This is a genomic window from Sphingomonas sanxanigenens DSM 19645 = NX02 (genome assembly GCF_000512205.2).
Taxonomy (GTDB): domain Bacteria; phylum Pseudomonadota; class Alphaproteobacteria; order Sphingomonadales; family Sphingomonadaceae; genus Sphingomonas_D; species Sphingomonas_D sanxanigenens.
Genome location: NZ_CP006644.1, coordinates 4,529,799 through 4,548,655, shown reverse-complemented (window position 1 = coordinate 4,548,655; position 18,857 = coordinate 4,529,799). Strand labels below are relative to the sequence as shown.

Annotated in this window: 22 protein-coding genes; 18 read left to right on the top strand and 4 right to left on the bottom strand. The window is 66.1% G+C overall.

Features of this window, described 5'->3' with window-relative positions:
• Positions 1-3: 3 nt before the first annotated feature.
• On the bottom strand, positions 4-1,122 hold the full coding sequence (locus NX02_RS20755; RefSeq protein ID WP_245648659.1) for an extracellular catalytic domain type 1 short-chain-length polyhydroxyalkanoate depolymerase: 1,119 nt from the start codon (positions 1,120-1,122) through the stop codon (positions 4-6).
• Between the two features lie 89 nt (positions 1,123-1,211).
• Positions 1,212-1,655 (bottom strand): PA2169 family four-helix-bundle protein, encoded by a 444-nt coding sequence (locus NX02_RS20750; protein WP_025294111.1) that lies wholly within the window; start codon positions 1,653-1,655, stop codon positions 1,212-1,214.
• A 224-nt stretch (positions 1,656-1,879) separates the two neighbouring features.
• Between NX02_RS20750 and NX02_RS20745 the strand changes: the two genes are divergently transcribed.
• The 7 genes from NX02_RS20745 to NX02_RS20715 are packed head-to-tail and all read left to right on the top strand — an operon-like array spanning position 1,880 to position 8,136.
• Positions 1,880-2,998 (top strand): glycosyltransferase family 4 protein, encoded by a 1,119-nt coding sequence (locus NX02_RS20745; protein WP_025294110.1) that lies wholly within the window; start codon positions 1,880-1,882, stop codon positions 2,996-2,998.
• Positions 2,995-3,900 (top strand): glycosyltransferase family 2 protein, encoded by a 906-nt coding sequence (locus tag NX02_RS20740; RefSeq protein WP_025294109.1) that lies wholly within the window; start codon positions 2,995-2,997, stop codon positions 3,898-3,900. Before NX02_RS20745 ends, NX02_RS20740 begins: the two co-directional genes overlap by 4 nt.
• Before the next feature lie 16 nt (positions 3,901-3,916).
• The gene (locus NX02_RS20735; protein ID WP_025294108.1) at positions 3,917-4,954 is read left to right on the top strand and encodes a glycosyl transferase; all 1,038 of its coding nucleotides are present in this window, start codon (positions 3,917-3,919) and stop codon (positions 4,952-4,954) included.
• Positions 4,906-6,057 (top strand): acyl-CoA dehydrogenase family protein, encoded by a 1,152-nt coding sequence (locus NX02_RS20730; protein WP_245648658.1) that lies wholly within the window; start codon positions 4,906-4,908, stop codon positions 6,055-6,057. The genes NX02_RS20735 and NX02_RS20730 overlap by 49 nt, the downstream gene beginning before the upstream one ends.
• Positions 6,054-6,722, top strand: a complete 669-nt coding sequence (locus tag NX02_RS20725; protein ID WP_025294106.1) for a PIG-L deacetylase family protein — start codon at positions 6,054-6,056, stop codon at positions 6,720-6,722. Before NX02_RS20730 ends, NX02_RS20725 begins: the two co-directional genes overlap by 4 nt.
• Positions 6,719-7,303 (top strand): SAM-dependent methyltransferase, encoded by a 585-nt coding sequence (locus NX02_RS20720; protein ID WP_025294105.1) that lies wholly within the window; start codon positions 6,719-6,721, stop codon positions 7,301-7,303. Before NX02_RS20725 ends, NX02_RS20720 begins: the two co-directional genes overlap by 4 nt.
• Positions 7,300-8,136 carry a glycosyltransferase family 2 protein gene (locus tag NX02_RS20715; protein ID WP_025294104.1) on the top strand — a complete coding sequence of 279 codons (837 nt, stop codon included), beginning with the start codon at positions 7,300-7,302 and terminating at the stop codon, positions 8,134-8,136. Before NX02_RS20720 ends, NX02_RS20715 begins: the two co-directional genes overlap by 4 nt.
• 50 nt (positions 8,137-8,186) lie before the next feature.
• Here NX02_RS20715 and NX02_RS20710 read toward each other — a convergent pair whose 3' ends face one another.
• Together NX02_RS20710 and katE are read right to left on the bottom strand one after the other, a co-directional pair.
• A complete protein-coding gene (locus NX02_RS20710; protein ID WP_039996723.1) occupies positions 8,187-8,738 on the bottom strand; it encodes an ankyrin repeat domain-containing protein in 552 nt (183 codons plus the stop codon).
• On the bottom strand, positions 8,731-10,878 hold the full coding sequence (gene katE, locus NX02_RS20705; protein ID WP_039996722.1) for a catalase: 2,148 nt from the start codon (positions 10,876-10,878) through the stop codon (positions 8,731-8,733). The genes NX02_RS20710 and katE overlap by 8 nt, the downstream gene beginning before the upstream one ends.
• A 333-nt stretch (positions 10,879-11,211) precedes the next feature.
• Between katE and NX02_RS20700 the strand changes: the two genes are divergently transcribed.
• From NX02_RS20700 to NX02_RS20655, 11 genes are all read left to right on the top strand, one after another.
• On the top strand, positions 11,212-11,964 hold the full coding sequence (locus NX02_RS20700) for a Crp/Fnr family transcriptional regulator (RefSeq protein WP_025294102.1): 753 nt from the start codon (positions 11,212-11,214) through the stop codon (positions 11,962-11,964).
• Complete coding sequence (locus NX02_RS20695; RefSeq protein ID WP_084717993.1) at positions 11,961-12,167, top strand: hypothetical protein; 207 nt, start codon at positions 11,961-11,963, stop codon at positions 12,165-12,167. The genes NX02_RS20700 and NX02_RS20695 overlap by 4 nt, the downstream gene beginning before the upstream one ends.
• 450 nt (positions 12,168-12,617) lie before the next feature.
• Positions 12,618-12,998 (top strand): hypothetical protein, encoded by a 381-nt coding sequence (locus NX02_RS20690; RefSeq protein ID WP_025294100.1) that lies wholly within the window; start codon positions 12,618-12,620, stop codon positions 12,996-12,998.
• 54 nt (positions 12,999-13,052) lie between these two features.
• Positions 13,053-13,406 carry an ArsR/SmtB family transcription factor gene (locus NX02_RS20685; RefSeq protein WP_025294099.1) on the top strand — a complete coding sequence of 118 codons (354 nt, stop codon included), beginning with the start codon at positions 13,053-13,055 and terminating at the stop codon, positions 13,404-13,406.
• Entirely contained in the window at positions 13,403-13,927 is a 525-nt protein-coding gene (locus NX02_RS20680; RefSeq protein ID WP_025294098.1) for an arsenate reductase ArsC, read from the top strand. Before NX02_RS20685 ends, NX02_RS20680 begins: the two co-directional genes overlap by 4 nt.
• Before the next feature lie 11 nt (positions 13,928-13,938).
• Positions 13,939-14,364, top strand: coding sequence for an arsenate reductase (glutaredoxin) (gene arsC / locus NX02_RS20675; RefSeq protein WP_025294097.1), 426 nt, complete (start codon positions 13,939-13,941; stop codon positions 14,362-14,364).
• Positions 14,364-15,650 (top strand): arsenic transporter, encoded by a 1,287-nt coding sequence (locus NX02_RS20670; protein ID WP_025294096.1) that lies wholly within the window; start codon positions 14,364-14,366, stop codon positions 15,648-15,650. Before arsC ends, NX02_RS20670 begins: the two co-directional genes overlap by 1 nt.
• Positions 15,650-16,396 (top strand): arsenical resistance protein ArsH, encoded by a 747-nt coding sequence (gene arsH / locus NX02_RS20665; RefSeq protein WP_025294095.1) that lies wholly within the window; start codon positions 15,650-15,652, stop codon positions 16,394-16,396. The genes NX02_RS20670 and arsH overlap by 1 nt, the downstream gene beginning before the upstream one ends.
• 402 nt (positions 16,397-16,798) lie before the next feature.
• Positions 16,799-17,896, top strand: a complete 1,098-nt coding sequence (locus NX02_RS20660; RefSeq protein WP_025294094.1) for an Acg family FMN-binding oxidoreductase — start codon at positions 16,799-16,801, stop codon at positions 17,894-17,896.
• Positions 17,897-18,024: 128 nt separating this feature from the next.
• Positions 18,025-18,174: a hypothetical protein gene (locus tag NX02_RS32690; RefSeq protein WP_158014127.1), complete on the top strand. Its 150-nt coding sequence runs from the start codon at positions 18,025-18,027 to the stop codon at positions 18,172-18,174.
• A 244-nt stretch (positions 18,175-18,418) separates the two neighbouring features.
• Positions 18,419-18,598 (top strand): hypothetical protein, encoded by a 180-nt coding sequence (locus NX02_RS20655; RefSeq protein WP_025294093.1) that lies wholly within the window; start codon positions 18,419-18,421, stop codon positions 18,596-18,598.
• The last annotated feature ends 259 nt before the right edge of the window (positions 18,599-18,857 follow it).

Here is an 18,857-nt window from a genome sequence, read left to right as displayed (position 1 = left end):
CCGTCACGTCCCGCCGGCTGCTGCCTTCGATGCCGCGCGTCTCTGTGCCAGGAAAAAGCGAAGCATTTCCCGTGAGGCATCCGGCCCTGCGGGATCGGTATGGGATCCGAGCCGGCTGCCGCCGGACCAGCTGTGGCCGCTGCCGTGAATCGTCCAGTCCTCGAGCATCAGCCGTCCGCTCTGGTCCCGGAAGGTGCGCCGCGTGAACGCGCGTCCGCCGGATGCGACGCCGGATTGCGTACGCGAGGTCAGGGGTCCGGGGGCCGCCTGCTCGAGATTGGTCAGGAAGCCGGCCGCGTTCGACGGATGCACCGTACGATCATGGTCGCCGTGAAAGACGATGGTCGGGCGCTGGGTCGGCAATCTGCGGTTCGAGCGCGCCTCGCGCTTCCCGCCCATCGCCGCCATCGCCTCGCTCAGGGTGCTGATGTCGCCGACGGCGACGCCGGAATGCACGCCCACCGCGGCAAACAATTCCGGATAGGCGGCGGCGACGATCGCGGCCGCAGCCCCGCCGGCGGAGATGCCGGCGATATAGACCCGGGCGGGGTTGGCGCGGGTCGCCAGCATCGCGTGTCGGGTGAGCGCGGCAATCACCGCGGGCTCGCCGCTGCCGCGGCGCTGATGGTTCGTGCGGTGCCAGTTCCAGCAGCGCGCAAGGTTTGCCGAGCGCGCCTGCTCCGGATAGAGGACGATGAAGCCCAATTCGTCCGCCAGCCTGTTCATCGCGGTGCCGACCGCGAAATCGCCGGCGGTCTGGGAACAGCCATGCAGCATGACGACCATCGGCATGCGCCGTCGGATCGATCCGACCGGCGTATACAGCATGTAGGCGAGCGAGCCGTGCGAACAGGTGAAATCCGCCGAAACGAATGAGCCCGCCGCCGGCCGCGGCAGCGGGTTGAGCGCCGTTTTGATGCGCGTGGCTTTCTTTGTCTGCGGTTTGCGTTTGCGTGCGGGCTTTGCCGCAGGCGCCAAAAGCAATTTGTTCAACTCGAGCGCTGCCGAAAGCGGGCGCCGATTTCTCGCCAGACGCGTCGCCTTACGAAACGTCTTGAACATATCCATCATTCTTACCCACCTGGAACGCGCGACAGCATGCGACGAGGACGGCTCGCACAAGCTGATCGCGCGGGATCGATCGAGGTTCCGACAGGGGAGCAACGATGGCGCGAACGGGACGCGGCCCCGTTGCCGGGGCCGCGCAGCGGTCAGGCGGCGCCGTGGAGGCTGTGCTTGAGATCCCGCATCTGGTCATGCCCGGATTTCACCGACCTATAGACATCCTGGATCGCGGCACGGGTCGATACGCCGAGCTCGTTGTCGGCAAGCGCCGCCTCGAACTTCGCCTTGATATGATCCTCACCGCGCTCGACCTCGTCGACCACCGCGGTATCGCCGCTGGAGATGCTGTTGCGCAGGTTGACGAAGAGACGGTGCGCTTTCGCCAGGACCGTGCCGTCCTCTTCCGGGGTTCCCCCCAGCGTCACGACTTCCCGCTGAAGCCGGGCAGCGGCGGCGCTACGCTCCGTGGCGCGGCTCTGGAAAAGCGCCGTGAAGCGTGAACTGTCCTCTGCGGCTTCGCGATAGCCATCGGCGCTGTCGAGCGTCGTCTCGATGAGCGTGTTCAATGTCTTGATGTCATAATCGGACATGGGGATTCCTTCATGTCGTGAAAGTGAGATGGCCTTAACGCGACAACGGGATAATTGTGCCAAAATTATTGGTACATTTCTAAAAGATTTATTCGGGAGCCGTGTTGGATAAGGCTAACATTTATCAGTCGAACGTAACATTTATCAACGGAAACTATAGCGCGGTCGGTCGTTTGATAAGGGCTGGCGGGTCTTGGTCGCTCCAGTTCCAACGGGAGGCCGTCTTGCGTATCGCCGTCATTGCGCACCTCAAACATGCGATTACAGAGGCATTTGCCGGTGGCCTCGAAATGCACACCCATCTGCTGACGGCGTCGTTGCGACGGCGCGGTCATGACGTGACGCTGTTCGCCTCGACACGGTCCGATCCCGCTCTCGGCGTCGAGGCGATCTGCGACGAAACGTCGCTGTTGGGCACCGGCGTTGCCGAAGCGAACGACGTCGCCTTCTTCCGCGAACATCACGCCTATCTCCGCCTGATGACCGATCTGCGCCGCCGGACGTTCGACGTGATCCACAACAACTCGCTGCATTATCTCCCGGTCAGCATGGCCGAAACGATCGCGACGCCGTTGCTGACGACGCTTCATACGCCGCCCTTCTGCTGGCTGGAGAGCGGCATGCGCGTGAGCCGCGGGCCGGTCCGCTACGTGGCCGTCTCGGATGCGACCGCGCAGATGTGGGCGCATGTTGCGCATGTCGGCGATGTCGTGGCCAATGGCATCGATCTCGCCCAGTTTCCCTATCAGGCCGCGCCGGATGCTTCCTGCTATCTCGTGTGGTATGGCCGCATCGTGCCCGAGAAGGGCCTGGATATGGCGATCGACGCTGCACGTGCGGTTGGACTGCCGCTGCGGATCGCCGGCCCGATTTCGGATCCGGATTTCTTCGAGAACGTCATCCGTCCGCGCCTGGGGGATGATGTCGTTCATGTCGGGCACCTGGCGCATTCGGCGCTGGCACGCCTCGTCGGTGGCGCCCGCGCCGCGTTGTGTACGCCGCGCTGGGAAGAGCCCTATGGGCTGGTGGTTGCCGAAGCGCTGGCCTGCGGTACCCCGGTCGCGGCCTTCCGCCGCGGCGGCGTGCCGGGCATCCTCGATCCCCATTGCGGCGCCCTGGCCGATCCGGACGATGTCGCGTCTCTTGCGGGTGCCATCGGCAAGGCGTTGACGCTGGATCGCGCAGCGTGCCGGCGGCGTGCCGAGAGCCATTGCGACGCCGAACGAATGGTCGATCGCTATGAGACGATCTATCGCGAAATGGTCGCGGCGGCGAAGCCGCAGGCGATCATCCCCGGCAACGCCCGCGCACCGGCGGCTTCCGTGGCGATGAGCGCCGCATGACGCGCCCGTTCTGCGTCTGCGTGCCCGCGCGCAACGAGGTGGATCATATCGGAACGCTGATCGAGGCGCTTGCCGCGCAGACGATCGCATCGACGATCCGCGTTGCGCTGTGCGCCAACAATTGCAGCGATGCCACCGCGGACGTCGCCAGAGCGGTGGCACGCCGCTTCGGCAACATCGCGCTCGCCGTCGACGAGCGCAGCTTCGATGCGCCCGCCGCGCATGCCGGCTCGGCAAGGCGCGGCGCGATGGACCTGGGCGTGGAGATGCTTCAGGACGACCGGGGGCTGCTCATTTCGACGGACGCCGATTGCCGGCCGCCGCCGGGCTGGATCGCCGCCAATCTCGCCGCCGCAGCGGACGACCATATCCTCGGCGGCCGGATCGACCTCGATCCGCAGGCCGATGCCCCCATCGGCATCCTTCGACTGCGGGCGCGGTTCGATCGGTACTGGCAGCAGGTGCGCGAGATCGAGGACGGGCTGGATCCCAGGCCCTGGGATCCGCCGCCGCGGCATGGCGATCATACCGGTGCCAGCCTTGCGCTGACTGCGGCGCTGTATCGGCGCGCCGGCGGCGTGCCGCTGATCGCGACGGGCGAGGACCGGGCGCTGGTCGACGCGGCGGTGGCCGTGGGTGGCCGGCTCTTGCATCCGCCCGGGGTCTGGATCTGGGTTTCGCCCCGCACCGATGGCCGCGCGGCCGGGGGAATGGCCGACGTCATGCGGGCATGGGCGGATGCGGCCGACGAAGGGGCGGCGGTTCACGTTCCCCATTTCGATCAATGGCGCAGCCGTGCCGCTTGGCGGCGCGATCGCCGCGTGCGGGGCCTGGGTCGCGAGCTCATCTTGGCCGAACGCAGGCTGGCGCCGATGATTTGCGACATGGCGCTGCCCGAATGACGGGAGAAAAGCGCGGATGATCGGCTATTATGTCCACCATCATGGCGACGGCCACCGCCAGCGCGCGCTGGCGATCGCCCAGGCCGCCGGCGGTGGAATCACCTTGCTGGGCACCGGTCTCACCGGCCGTACCGGCCGCATTCCCTGCGTCGATCTTCCCGACGACCGCTTGACGGCCGGATCGTTCGATGGCGCCGATCATGTCGGCCGCCCGGGCTCGCTCCATTATGCGCCGCTCGACCATGAGGGCATACGCTGGCGGGTGGCGAAAATCGCCGACTGGATCGCGTCGGCGCGCCCCCGGCTGTTCGTGGTCGACGTGTCGGTGGAGGTCGCGATGCTCGCGCGGCTCGCCTCCGTACCCACGGTCTATGTCCGCCTGAGCGGCCACCGTACCGATCGCCCGCACCTCGATGCCTATCAGGGCGCCTCGGCGCTCCTGGCACCCTTCCATCCGGACCTCGACGACGAGGCGGTGGACGCGGTGATCCGCGGCAAGAGCTTCTATGCCTCCGGGATCGGCGCGGCGGCCGCCCCCGAACATGTCCAGACCGATCTCGTCGTTGGCGTCGTCGGCCGGGGCGGCCAGCCATCGGATGGCGCGCTCTGGGCGGAGGCCGCGCGCGCGGTCCCGAACCGCCGCTGGCGCGTGATCGGGCCCTGCACGGCGCCGCGCGACACGCCGCCCAATCTCGAACTGCGGGGCTGGGTCAACGACGCCGACCGGCATATCGCCAGCGCGGGCGTGGTCGTCGGCGCCGGGGGCGACGGTCTGGTCGCGTCGGTGATCGCCAATCGGCGTCCCTTCATCTGCATCCCGGAGCGACGTCCGTTCGACGAGCAGCATTGCAAGGCGCGGCGGCTGTCGCACCTGGGCGCCGCGATCGTCTCGCCCGACTGGCCGGCGTCGCCGCAATGGCCGGCGATGATCGAGCGCGTCGAGGCGCTCGATCCGGCCGCGCTCGCCGGCCTCCACGATCGCGACGGCGCCGCGAAGGCCGCGCAATGGCTGGTGGCGATGGCGGCAACCCCGATCCGGCAGCCATCGGCATGACCATCGCATCCGCGTCCGAGGCCAACGATGCCGCCGACATCGTGACCGTCCTGCAGCGCCTCGGCGCGCGCTACGATGCCGCGCCCCTGTTTCCGATCGACAGCCTGCACCGCCTGCGGGCGGCGGGCTATCATCACCGGTTTGCGCCGCCCGACGCCGGTGGGGAGCCGTTCGCCGGCAGCCGGTCCCGATACGCGGCGATGCTCGGTGCGTTGCGGCAGGTGGGGCGCGGCGATCTCAGTGTCGGCAGGCTCTTCGAGGGACATGTCAACGCGCTGCTGCTGTTCGACTGGTATGGAACGGCGGAACAGCGGGCGTGGCTCGCGTCGGCGCTCCGGCGCGGGGCGTGGTTCGGGGTCTGGGCGACGGAGCCGACGCCCGGGGTGCGGTTGGAGGGTGATGCTTCTCCGGTCCTGAGCGGTGCGAAGACGTTCGCGAGCGGGGCCGGCGGACTGGACTATGCGATCGTCACCGCCGCGGTGGAGGGCACCGATCGGCGCCTCGCGATCGTTCCGGCAAACGATGCCGGCCGTGCGGACCTGAGTGAATGGCGGGTTCGCGGCATGCGGGCCAGCCAAAGTGGCCGATACGATGTGACGGGGCTTCCGGCCGACGCCGCAATGCTGCTGGGGGCGGCGGGCGACTATGACCGCGATCCGCGCTTCACCGCCGGCGCGTGGCGCTTCTGCGCGGTGCAGCTGGGCGGAATCGAGGCGCTGCTCGGCCAGATCCGCCAGGCGCTGCAGTCGCGGCGCGAGGCTGACGGGCAAGCGCGGGCACGGTTCGCCGATGCCGTGATCGCCGCGCGCACCGCGGGATTCTGGGTCCGCGAAGCGGCGGAGCGCGCTGCGAACGAGGATGCGGATGCGCCTGCGATCGCACGGCTGGCGCGTGGCGTCGTCGAGCGCTCCGGCTTCTTCGTGATGGAAGCGGCTGCCCGGATCCTGGGCACGCGCAGTGCCTTCGACGGCGAACTTGCCGACAAGATCGCCCGCGACCTCTCGCTCTACCTCCGCCAGGCGGGCGGCGACCAGATGCACGACATGGCGGCGCAGGCCTTTCTCGATCATGATTGCTGGCCGCTGGACGACAGGCTGTGGTGAACCCCGAACCGCTCGATCGCAGCGTCTGGGCGCGTTCCCGCTGGCTGGTGATCGCGCCGCATCCCGACGACGAAACGCTGGGTGCGGGGGCTTTGATCGGGCAGGCGGCGCGGGGTGGGCGCCTGGGCGGCATCCTCTATCTCACGGACGGGTCAGGCTCGCATCCCGACGGAACGCCGCGGCTCGCCGCAGCGCGCAGGGCCGAGGCGAGGGCTGCGATCCGCCGGCTCTCGCCCCGCGGCACGGCGATCGACTGGGTCGGCTGGCAGGATGCGCATCCGCATGCACCCGGCAGCCCGCGCTTCGATCGCGATGTCGCATGGCTTGCCGCCATGCTGCGCCGCCGCCGGATCGATGCGATCGCGGTGACCGACCGGGCCGAAAGCCATTGCGATCATGTCGCCGCCTTCGGCTTCGCGGCGGCCGCGGTTCGGCAGGCGCGTCGGCGCGTCGCGCTGTTCGCCTATCATGTGTGGAGCGCGGCGCCGCCGAACGCACGCCGGCGGATCCGGACGGCAGCCTTGCGGCCGGGGCATCGCCGCCATGCGTTGCGCGCCCATCGCAGCCAGCTTTCCCCGGTCATGGGCGACGGGTTCAGATTGTCAGCGGAGCAATGCCGGATGACGCCGTTCGATATCCTCGATCTTTGCCGGGTTCGGGCATGACCGGCGGTGGCAGCCTCGATGCCGCCTATTTCGATGGCATCTTCGCGAAGGATGACGATCCCTGGGGTCTCGCATCCAGCGATTATGAAGCCGCGAAGTTCGCGCAGACGCGCGCCGTGCTCGCCGACCGCCGCTATGCCAGCGCGTTCGAGGTGGGGTGCGCGCATGGCGTGCTGACGGCGCAGATCGTCGATCTGTGCGACACGCTGCTCGCGGTCGACATCAGCCATCGCGCATTGGCGCTGGCGCAGCAGCGACTGGGTGACCGCGCGCAAGCGGTCTTCAGGACGATGGCATTCCCCCGCGAGGCTCCGGTGGGCGAGACGTTCGACCTCGTGATCCTGTCGGAGGTCATCTATTATTGGGACACTGGCGACCTTGCCCGCGCCGCCGACTGGCTGCGGGAGAACATCGCCCCGGGCGGGCGCGTCATCCTCGTCCACTACACCGGCGCGACCGACTATCCGCAAGGCGGCGACGCGGCGGTCGAGCGGCTTTGGAACGCGATCGGGCGCGATTTCGGGGTGGTGCGGGCGGAACGGCACGACCGCTATCGGCTGGATCTGTGGGCCCGGCGGTGAGCGGCATCTCCGTCCTTACGCTCGTGCGAAATCGCGAGGCGCATCTCCATCAACTGATCGAAGGTCTTCGCCGGAGCGCGCGCCAGCCCGACGAACTCGTCATCGTCGACATGAGCGATACGCCCGCCGCCATTCCATCCTGCCCGTTTCCGGTTGTCGTCGATCGGTTCGAGACCCAGGGGCTGCCGCTGGCGGCGGCACGCAATCGCGCCGCCGCACGTGCGCGGCAGGATCAGCTGGTCTTCCTCGATGTCGATTGCATTCCGATGTCCGATTGCCTCGGCGGCCTGGGTTCGCTGCTGGAAACGATCGACGGGCTGCTGTGCGCGGACGTGCTTTATCTCGGGCCGGACGACGCCCGCGGCGCGTGGACCGAAGCCGAACTGCGCCTGCGCGGCAAGCCGCATCCGGTGCGGCGATTTCCGTCCCACGGCTATCGGGTCGAGCAGAATGCGGGCTTGTTCTGGTCGCTGGCGTTCGCCATCCGGCGGGATCGCTACGCAGCCCTCGGCGGGTTCGATGCCGACTTTGTCGGCTATGGCGGCGAAGATACCGATTTCGGCTATCGCGCGGCGGCGCAGGGCACGCCGCTGATCTTCGTCGGCGGGGCGACCGCGTGCCACCAGCATCACGCGTCGCACGAACCGCCGGTCCAGCATGTGCGCGACATCGTCCGCAATGCTACGCGCTTCCACGCCCGATGGGGGCGCTGGCCGATGGAAGGCTGGCTCGAAGCGCTGGACGATCTCGGCCTCGTGGCGTGGCGCCGGGATGCGCTCGTGTTTCTCAGATCGCCGACCGCGGAAGAGCTCGCGGAAACACGAACGATATAACCTGCGACGACAGGTACGAAGACCGGCAGCGCGCGCTGATGCTCGCGCCGTCAGCCGTCGAGCGTGCCGGTCGGCGGGCACGCACTGTCCAGAACCTCGAGCAAGGCGACATTGCCCTGCGTACCCGCCAGCGATCGGGCGGAGTTGCCTGCGATATCGACAAGGAGGGGATTGGCGCCGGCGGCAAGAAGGTCCTCGACGATTGCCGCATGTCCGAACAGGGTCGCCGTCATCAGCGCGGTCTGGCCCGCAAGGTTGCGGCGGTCGACGGCCGCGCCCGCCTCGAGCAGGCACAGCAGGATCTGCCGATAGCCTTTGAAGGCGACGCCCATCAGCGCGGTATTGCCGCGTCCCGTATCCGGCGTGTCGACCGCGGCGCCAAGGTCCAGCAAGGCGCGCGTCGTCTCGAGCGACCCGTTGTAACTGGCCAGGATCAGCGCGGTATAGCCGCGCAGGTCGGTCGCTTCGAGATCGATCCCGGCGCGGTGAAGCGCCGGGATCATGTCCGCGCGGCCAAGCCGCGCGGCATCGAAGAGAAGGTCCTGCAGCCGTTCCCGCGGGGGCAGCGGGGCCGGCTCGCCCTGGCTCGCGTGCTCAGGCATCGGGCTGGGCATCGAGGTCGACCGCCTGCTCGCGCGGCCAGTGGCGGACCCGCTTGCATGCTGCCAGGAAGGCGCCGACATCCTTGGGCGAGCCCAACGGCAGGCAGCCTTCGTCGAGATCGTCGCTCAGCCCTGCCTTGTCGAACAGCGGGGCGGCGTCGGCGCCGATGCCGATGAACTTGCAGTGGGCAAAGGCATCGGAAACGAAATCCTTGGCGGACTTGTCGATCGCCAGCAGCGCCGCGCCCCGGGCGGAGGGCAGCACCGCGACCGCGTCGAACAGCACCGACGGACCACCGTCGACCTTGTGATTGGCGGCCATCGCGCTGCCGTCCGACAGGGTCACCGCCCCCACCTTGGGCGCGATCAGTTCGTAGACGCCCCCCTCCTTCTCGACCGCGCCGGCCAGCGCGGCCAGCAGCGCGGCGTCGCTGCCGTCGGTGAGGAGGATGCCGAGCTTGCGGCCTTCGAAGCTCTCCGGCCCGTTGCCGACGATGCTCAGCGCCGCCGACGGCGGCAGGTCCATGATCGTGGGCCGTGCCGCCTGCGCCGGCTGCGGCAGCGGCAAGGCGAGCCCGTCGGCGACGGTCGCGGCGAGGTCACCGTCGATGTTCAGCAGATGCGAGACGATCCGCGCGCGGATGTCGGCACGTTCGACCTTCGACAGTTCGAACACCAGCGCGTCGCCGATGTGCTTCTGCTCGATCGCCGTCTGGCTGACATAGAATTGCCGGGCCTGGCTGTAATGATCGGCGAAGCTTTCCGGGCGGATCCTCAGCTTGGGACCCTCGGCCACCTCGGCATAGCTGCGGAACCCGCGAACCGGATCCTCGCGCGGTCCGCCGGTCGTCGCACCCCAGCTGTTCGGTTCGTAGTTCGCGCGCCCCACCGGGTTGCGCATCGCCATGTGCCCGTCCTGCTGGAAGTTGGCGACCGGGCTCTTGGGCGCGTTGATCGGAATGTGGGTGAAGTTGGTCGAGCCCAGCCGCTTGAGCTGGGTATCGAGATAGGAGAAGTTGCGCCCCTGGAGCAGCGGGTCGTTCGAGAAATCGATGCCCGGCGGCACGTTCTGCGTGCAGAAGGCGACCTGCTCGGTCTCGGCAAAGAAGTTGTCGACGACGCGATCCAGCACCAGCCGGCCGATCGGCCGGACGGGCAGAACCTCTTCCGGGATGATCTTGGTGGGATCGAGCACGTCGAAATCGAACGTCTCGGCGAAGGCCTCGTCGAACAGCTGCACGCCGAGCTCCCACTCGGGGAAATCGCCCGCGGTGATCGCATTCCACAGGTCGCGGCGATGGAAATCGGGATCGGCACCGTTGATCTTGACCGCCTCGTTCCAGACGACCGACTGGAGACCCAGCTTGGGCTTCCAGTGAAACTTGACGAAGGTGGATTTGCCCTCGGCGTCGAGCAGCCGGAAGGTGTGGACGCCGAACCCCTCCATGAACCGGAACGAACGCGGGATCGTGCGGTCGGACATGATCCACATGATCATGTGCATCGATTCCGGCGTGAGGCTGATGAAGTCCCAGAAATTGTCGTGCGCGGTCTGGGCCTGCGGGAAGCCGCGATCCGGTTCCGGCTTGGCCGCGTGGATCAGGTCGGGAAACTTGATCGCATCCTGGATGAAGAAGACCGGGATGTTGTTGCCGACCAGATCCCAATTGCCCTCCTGCGTGTAGATCTTGACCGCGAAGCCGCGCACGTCGCGCGCGAGATCGGCCGACCCCTTCGAGCCGGCGACGGTGGAAAAGCGCACGAACGCCGGCGTATGCTCCCCCACGCGCTGGAAAAGGTCCGCGCGGGTGATGTCCGCCAGGCTGTCGGTGAGCTCGAAGAAGCCGTGCGCGCCATAACCGCGGGCGTGGACCACGCGCTCCGGAATGCGCTCATGATCGAAATGGAAGATCTTCTCGCGAAAATGGAAGTCCTCGATCAGCGTCGGGCCGCGCGCACCCTGTTTGAGGCTGTTCTGGTCGTCGGAAACCGGCACGCCGTTCTGCGTGGTCAGCGTGGCGACGTCGCCGCCGGCGGACTGGTGCGTTTCGCCGCCACCGCCCTGTTCCTCGGCGAAGCTGTGAGAGAGCGCGACGTCGGCAGGCAGCGGGGCTGCGCCCGGCGGTGCTGCGACCTTCATATCGGGATCCGCCGGGCTCGCGGACGCTGCCGGAGCGGGCTTGCGCGATGATTTGGGAGAAGTGGTTTTCTTTGCCATGCTGGTTCTCGTCGGTTGGCTGGATCGAGGTCATGGCGAGGGGCCGTCAGGATCGCTCCGGACGAGGGGCCGCGACGCCGGTGGCGGGATGCGAAAAACAAACCCCCCGCAGGTCGCGAAAGTTGCTCGGCCGCGAACAAACTAACATGCATCATGACGATTGTGTTGCGGCGTCCGCAACACCCTGCTGGATCGGCAGTTTATAGCGCACACCGCTGACCGGCCGTCGAAGCCGATACTGGAGATGTATCGATCATGTTTACCGAACGCTTTCTGCGGGACAAGCGGGGCGCCGCCCTGACGTCCGAGGAGCGCGAAATTCTCGAAAATGCGATCAGCGAGGTCAAGACGTTCGGCCCGCGGACCACGCTCGCCTTCACCGGCGAACCGCTGAATCACAGCACGCTCCTGATCGAGGGCATCATGTCCCGGCATATCGACGATCGCAACGGGTTGCGGCAGTTGGTCGCACTTCACGTGCCGGGCGATTTCGTCGATCTTCACGCCTATCCGCTCAAGATCCTCGACCACGAAGTCGGGACGATGACGGCGGTCACGGTCGCGCTGGTGCCGCACACGCGGTTGGATGCGATCACCCGCGAGTACCCGGAGCTTGCGCGCAAGCTGTGGTTTTCGACGCTGCTGGACGCCGCGATCCACCGCGCATGGCTGTTCCGCCTCGGGCGGCTCGACGCGGTCGGGCGGGTGGCGCACTTCTTCTGCGAGATGAACGTCCGGCTCGCCGCGGCGGGGCTGAGCGACGGACGGCGCTTCGCGCTCGGGCTCACGCAGGCCGATCTCGGCGAGATCTGCGGGTTGACGCCGGTGCACATCAACCGGGTCATGCGGCAGTTGCGGGAAGACGGAATGTGCGTGTTCCGCTCGTCGCTGGTCGAGATCATGGACCCAGAGCGGCTCGCCGCCCGCGCCCAGTTCGATCCCGATTATCTTTACATCGCCAAGCCGTTGCCCGGCATTCCATCATCGCAAACGAGGCCAATCCGATGACCGATCCCAATGCCATGCCGCAGCCGCAGACCAAACCGGGCACAGCCTCGGCGGAAGATGGGTTCGTCATTCTCGATGGGCCCAATGGCGTTGCCGTCACCATGACATCGGACGCCGCTGCGCAGACCGGTCACAGCCTCATAACCGCGGCCGAAGCGGCCCGCCGCCAGCTCGACGAACGGCCGGTCGCATCCAGCAACTGATGCTGGACCCATTCCGTTAGCGATGCGGCGGCGTGTCGAAAACGCCGATCGCCGCCGGCCCTTCTGCGCTGTCCGGGATAACGCTTCTCAACCGGAGGCGGCCTCGGCGGTAAGCTGGAGAGCAGATCGTCCGCCAGCATCGATCGATCCCGCTTCGGCCGGAACCGGGGGCATCGCAGAATGATGCTCGAATCATACGCTGGCCCGCGCGCTGAAGCCGATCGCCGCGGCGGTTGGTCGCATCACCCCCCTAAGCCGTCAAATCCGCCTGGCGTCACTGCGGATCGGAGCGGATCCCGCGGCGCTGCCCATCCCACGGTGATCTCTGTCTGACGCCCGACGACCCACCCCGAAGCGGCTGGCTTGAAATGATCCAATATTCCAGTATCGTGGAAATAACGAATCGATGGGGTGGCCGTCGATCGCGGATCATGCAGAGGGGACAGTCTGATGAAGCTATTTACAGTAGTCGCGGTTGCGCTTGCGCTGCCCGGCGTACCTGCTGCCGCCCAGTGGGAGCCTCCCTCCGAGGTCCTGCTGATCGACGCCAGGGGAGCGGGCGCTTGGGTCCTGACGTGCGCGTTGCAGAACAAGAAGGGTGAGACCGTGACCCGCGCACTGCGGGGTTCGGGCAAGAGATCGCAGCGATTGTCGATGCTCGAAGCGCGTGGCGGTCAGTGTTCTTACCAGGCCGCTTCCGACCAACAGCTTACACTCACGATGCGCCGTGGCCTGTATTCCTGCCCCTTGCCGACAGAGACCCGCAAGGGCTGCGAACAGGTCATCGAAGCGGGAGGCTCGGGGCGGTTCGAGATCCGCTGGTTGGGATGACGCCGTGACGGGAGGGCATGTTGCCCGTCGCGACATTTCCTCTAAAGACGAAATATGGACATGAAGAATGCCGTCGCCGGGCTTTCGGCGCTCGCTCACGAAGGGCGCCTCTCGGTTTTCCGTATGCTCGTGCAGGCGGGGCCGACGGGCATCGCGGCCGGAGAAATCGCCCGGCGCATGAATGTCCCGCCCAATACGCTTTCAGCCAACCTCACCATCCTGTCGCACGCCGGTCTGGTCGAAAGCCGGCGCGAGGGGCGCTCGGTGATCTATACGGCGAGGTATGAGAACATGACCGGACTGCTCGAGTTTCTGATGAAGGATTGCTGCGGCGGGTCGCCCGAAATCTGCGCGTCACTCGCCGAGGTCGTCCTGCGCAGCCGCTGCGACGCGCAGGCTTTGGCGTGAGGGCCGACACCACCAATGTCCTGGTGCTTTGCACCGGCAACAGCGCCCGGTCGATCCTTGGCGAGGCGATCGTGAATCGATTGGGGAAGGGGCGCTTCCGCGGTTTCTCGGCAGGCTCCTTTCCGAAGGGGCAAGTGCATCCTGGCGCCCTGCGGCTGCTCGAGCGACATGGCTACCCGACCTCTGGCCTACGCTCCAAAAGCTGGGACGAGTTCGCCGATGCCAGCGGTCCTGACATCGATGTCGTCATCACGGTCTGCGACAATGCCGCCGGTGAAGTCTGCCCGATCTGGCCGGGCGCACCGATCAAGGCACATTGGGGGTTGCCCGACCCTGCGGCCGTATCCGGTGACGACGCGGCGGTCGACGCAGCATTCGAGGCCGCTCACGATGCCCTGTCGAAGCGCATCGCCAAGCTCGTCGAACTGCCGATCCAGACCCGTGACGTGCCCGCCATGGCCATCCGGCAACGGCTCCAGGCCATTCACGACGATCTCGTCGAGAATGAGCATAGTCTCTAGGGGAACCGAGCGTGACCGATATCGTCATCTATCACAATCCCGAATGCGGTACGTCGCGCAATGTTCTTGGCCTGATCCGCAACGCCGGAACCGAGCCGCATGTCATCGAATATTTGAAGACGCCGCCCAGCCGCGCGATGCTGGTCCAGTTGATCGGCCGCGCCGGAATGACCCCGCGCGATCTGCTGCGGGAGAAGGGGACACCTTATGGGGAACTCGGTCTCGACGATATGTCGCTCTCTGACGACGCGCTGATCGACGCGATGATGGCTCACCCGATCCTCATCAATCGTCCGCTCGTCGTGTCGCCGCTGGGGGTGAAGCTTTGCCGCCCATCGGAAGCGGTGCTTGACCTTTTGCCGACAGGCCAGCTCGGGGCCTTCGCGAAAGAGGATGGTCAGCAGGTGGTCGACGCGTCCGGTCAGCGCCTCGCCTGATGCTCATTGCCGTACTGATCTTCGTCGCCACGATCACGCTCGTCATCTGGCAGCCCAGGGGGCTCGGCATCGGCTGGAGCGCGATGGGCGGCGCTGCCGTTGCGCTGCTGGCGGGCGTCGTCACGCTGTCCGACGTGCCCGTGGTGTGGGATATCGTCTGGAATGCGACCGGCGCATTCGTCGCGATCATCGTCATCAGTCTGCTACTCGACGAAGCCGGATTCTTCGAGTGGGCAGCGCTTCACGTCGCCCGCTGGGGCAGGGGCGATGGCAGGCTGCTTTTCGCGCTGGTGGTGCTGCTCGGGGCAGCGGTCTCGGCCTTGTTCGCCAATGACGGTGCAGCGCTGATCCTGACACCGATCGTGATCGCCATGCTGCGCGCGCTTGGCTACGGCGCGAAGGCCATGCTCGCCTTCGTCATGGCCGCTGGGTTCATCGCCGACACTGCCAGCCTGCCTCTGGTGGTCTCGAACCTCGTCAACATCGTGTCGGCCGATTTCTTCGGCATCGGCTTCGGCGAATATGCGGCCGTCATGGTACCGGTTGATCTGGTGGCGATCGCCGCGACCCTGGGGGCGCTGCTCCTGTTCTTCCGCCGCGACATACCCGCCAATTATGATATGGGTCAGCTGCGACGACCCGAGGAAGCCATTCGCGACGTCGCGACGTTCCGCGTCGGATGGGTCGTCCTGGCGCTCCTGCTCGCCGGTTTCTTCCTGCTCGAGCCACGTGGCGTGCCCGTCAGCGCGGTGGCGGCGGCCGGGGCCATCCTGCTGCTGGCAATCGCGGCGCGGGGACATGTGATCCAGACCGGCAAGGTCCTGCGCGGTGCGCCATGGCAGGTCGTCATCTTCTCCCTCGGCATGTATCTGGTCGTCTACGGCCTGCGGAACGCCGGCCTGACCGACCACCTGGCCGCGCTGCTCGATCGCACGGCACAGGGCGGTGTGTGGGGTGCGGCGCTGGGAACCGGCATCATCGCCGCGGTGCTATCCTCAGTGATGAACAATATGCCGACCGTGCTGGTCGGCGCGCTGTCGATCGATGCGACCCACGCCACCGGCGCGGTCAAGGAGGCAATGATCTACGCCAATGTGATCGGCTGCGACCTGGGCCCAAAGCTCACGCCGATCGGATCGCTCGCCACGCTGCTCTGGCTGCACGTCCTCGGCCAAAAAGGCGTGCGGATCGGCTGGGGCTATTATTTCCGCGTCGGCGTCACCCTGACGGTGCCCGTCTTGCTCGTCACGCTTGCGGCGCTCGCGCTGCGCATTGGAATTGCCTGATGCCCCTCCGTGACCTGCCTGAACCGGATCACGTGCCGGCGCTCTGTCCTTCCTTCGTGCACCATCGGCCCGCGCTTGGCCTCGGCGCGACCGATCCAGCCCCGCGCATTCTGTTGCTCTACGGAAGTTTGCGCGAGCGATCATTCTCGCGTTTCGCCGTTGAAGAGGCCGCCCGCCTGCTCCGCCTGTTTGGTGCCGACACGCGGATATTCGATCCATCGACGCTGCCGCTGCCCGATCAGGTGCCCGGCGACGATCATCCCGCCGTCCACGAACTGCGCGAGCTGGCAATGTGGTCGGAGGGGCAGGTGTGGTGCAGTCCTGAACGACACGGTCAGATCACCGGCATCATGAAGGCGCAGATCGATCATCTGCCGCTTGAGATGAAAGGGATGCGACCGACGCAGGGGCGCACCCTCGCCGTGATGCAGGTGTCCGGCGGATCGCAGTCCTTCAACGCCGTCAACACGCTGCGCCTGCTTGGCCGCTGGATGCGGATGTTCACGATCCCGAATCAATCCTCCGTCGCCATGGCCTATAAGGAGTTCGACGACTCCGGTCGCATGAAGCCCTCAAGCTATTATGACCGTATCGTCGACGTCATGGAGGAACTGGTGCGTTTCACCGTCCTCCTGCGCCCGCACGCCGACCAGCTTGTCGATCGCTATTCGGAACGAAAGCAAGCCGGCGTGCCGGTCGACGCGATGACGGACCTGTCGGGCATTGCCATCGCGCGGCAGAAGTAGCCCTTCGACCCGCTTCCATCCGTCGCGATTTGAACATTGCCGATGTGGCAGCGCCGGGGAACGCACGACAACAAGAAATCTGCCTGCGGCGCCCCGGCACTCTGCGCACCGTTGCGGCTAAGCGGCCAAACTCGGGAAAAACGCGGCAAAAGCAATGTGATGCTGGCGGGCCGTGCCCGGCGAAGATGATCGCTACGTCTCGCTATAGCACTCTTAAGCCGCATTGCGGGCGTTTCGGGGCCAGCTGGCGCCGCCTGGCCAGCCGGGCATAGTGATGCATGTGCATCCCTCATTTTTATCGGAACTTAAGTAGTTTCCGACGCTAACAATTGCAGCGCGTAACGCTCACATGAATCTTGCATGGATATTATAGAAAATAGTTTGTGAACAAAGGAAATAACCGTGAACCGACGACAAATGCTCATCGGCACGGGGGCTGCCGCCGCGCTTGGCGGCGGAGCGGCCTATCTCACGCTATCTGGCATGGGGTCGTCACCGGACTATGCCGCCGGGATCGCCCCTCTACGAAGGCAACTGGCGGAGATGCCATCTGCGCGCGATCTGATCCGCTATGCGACCTTGGCGCCCAATGGCCACAACGCGCAGCCATGGCTCTTTCGCATCGGCGACAAGAAGATCGATATCCTGCCCGATCTTTCACGGCGGACACCGGTCGTCGATCCTGACGATCATCATGTTTTCATCAGCCTCGGCGCGGCGGCCGAGAATCTGTCGCTGGCGTCAGCGGCACGTGGCGCACCCGGCGCCATTCAGTTCGAACAGGGCAACGAAGCCGCAGTCGTCTTCGACTTCGAGCCGGGGCGGGCGATCCCGTCCATCATGTTCGATGCCATCGCCAAGAGGCAATCGACCCGTGCCGATTTCGATGGCCGCATGGTCATCCCGGCCGATCTCAACGCGCTTGCTAAGGCTGTGTCGGTGCCCGGCGTCGATCTCATCCTGCTCACGGATCGCAATCAGGTCGATCAACTGCGCGACCTCGTCGTGGCGGGGAACAGCACGCAGATGGCCGACGCCGCATTCGTCCGCGAACTGAAATCCTGGCTTCGGTTCAACCCGCGACAGGCGCTGCGAACCGGCGACGGCCTCTACAGCGTGGCCAGCGGCAACCCCGCGCTGCCCGACTGGCTTGGGCCAATTGCATTCGACTGGTTCTCGACGGCAAAGGCGCAGAATGACGCCTATGCCCGCCAGATCAGGTCTTCGGCCGGCATCGCGGTGTTCGTCGGGGCCGGAGAAACCCCTGCCGATTGGGTGGCGGTCGGGCAGGCCTGCCAGCGTTTCGCGCTTCAAGCGACGGCGTTGGGATTGAAGCACGCCTTCATCAACCAGCCTGTGGAGGTTGCCCAACTCCGCCCCGAACTGGCAGCGTTGATCGGCCTGCGCGGAAGGCGGCCCGATATCGTGATGCGGTTCGGCTATGGTCCGACGCTGCCCTGGTCGCCACGCCGACCGGTCGATGCCGTTATCGTGATATGACGGCACGATTGAAATGACCGCCCGCACGACGCTTCGCGCCATCAAGGCGGTTCATACGGTAGTCTGGGCGTTCTTCGTGCTGACGATCGGCGCAATCTGGACGCTATGGCCGCTCCGGTGTCGAGCAGGTGATTGAGCGGCTGATCGAGGCGCTCGGCATGCTCGACGGGGATGCGGATGATGAACCGGAAGATGACCGCTGCACCGCGGCCGACGACGGCCTCGCACCGATCTGGGTGCATGGCCGGCGCTATTGGGGAGCCTCGGACGACGGCTAACCGCCGCCCTTGCGATTCAGTTTCATTCGTAGTGCGCTAAATCGCAGATTGGGTGCGACGAAACGAGTCTAGCTTGCGTTGAGTGAAAAAGTTGTCCACAGGAAAGCTGTGCCGAGCAGGGGAGGTCGCTCGTCGCGCCGAAACAATGGTTGATCAACTTTTTGTTGAAACGGCGCAGCCTCCCCCCCACGTCACACGTTGATGGAGCGTACCAGATCCACTGGCGCTCAGAGAAGGAGCTAAAATGCGGCAACTTAAGGAGCGGCTGGGAATCAGCGCCGCTTACGGGTCGCGCGCGATTCGGGCACAGCCGAATTACCATACCGAGATCACGACGGAGTACTTGGATGCGCTGCAGCGTCATGTCGACGCTGAAAAGCCGGCAAATTTCAAGCTCACACCGATCGGCGAACCGGGCTGGTAATTGCCCACCTTCTACCCCCTAGGCAGTGCACCGGCGCCATACGATACTGTATGGTGCCGGTTTCCGTATGTGGAGAACCCGGACATGCCTGGGCCTGATCCTCACCCAGGGCTGGTAAAAAGCGTCGCAGCTGATCAGGATGGCAATCCATGGGTTGAGGTGGTGTTTGGCACCTCTGTCGATCCGAACAGGCGCGGCAACCAGTACTTCACTGTTTCCAAGCTATCCGAGATGGACATGTGCCATCTGAAGTGCGCGA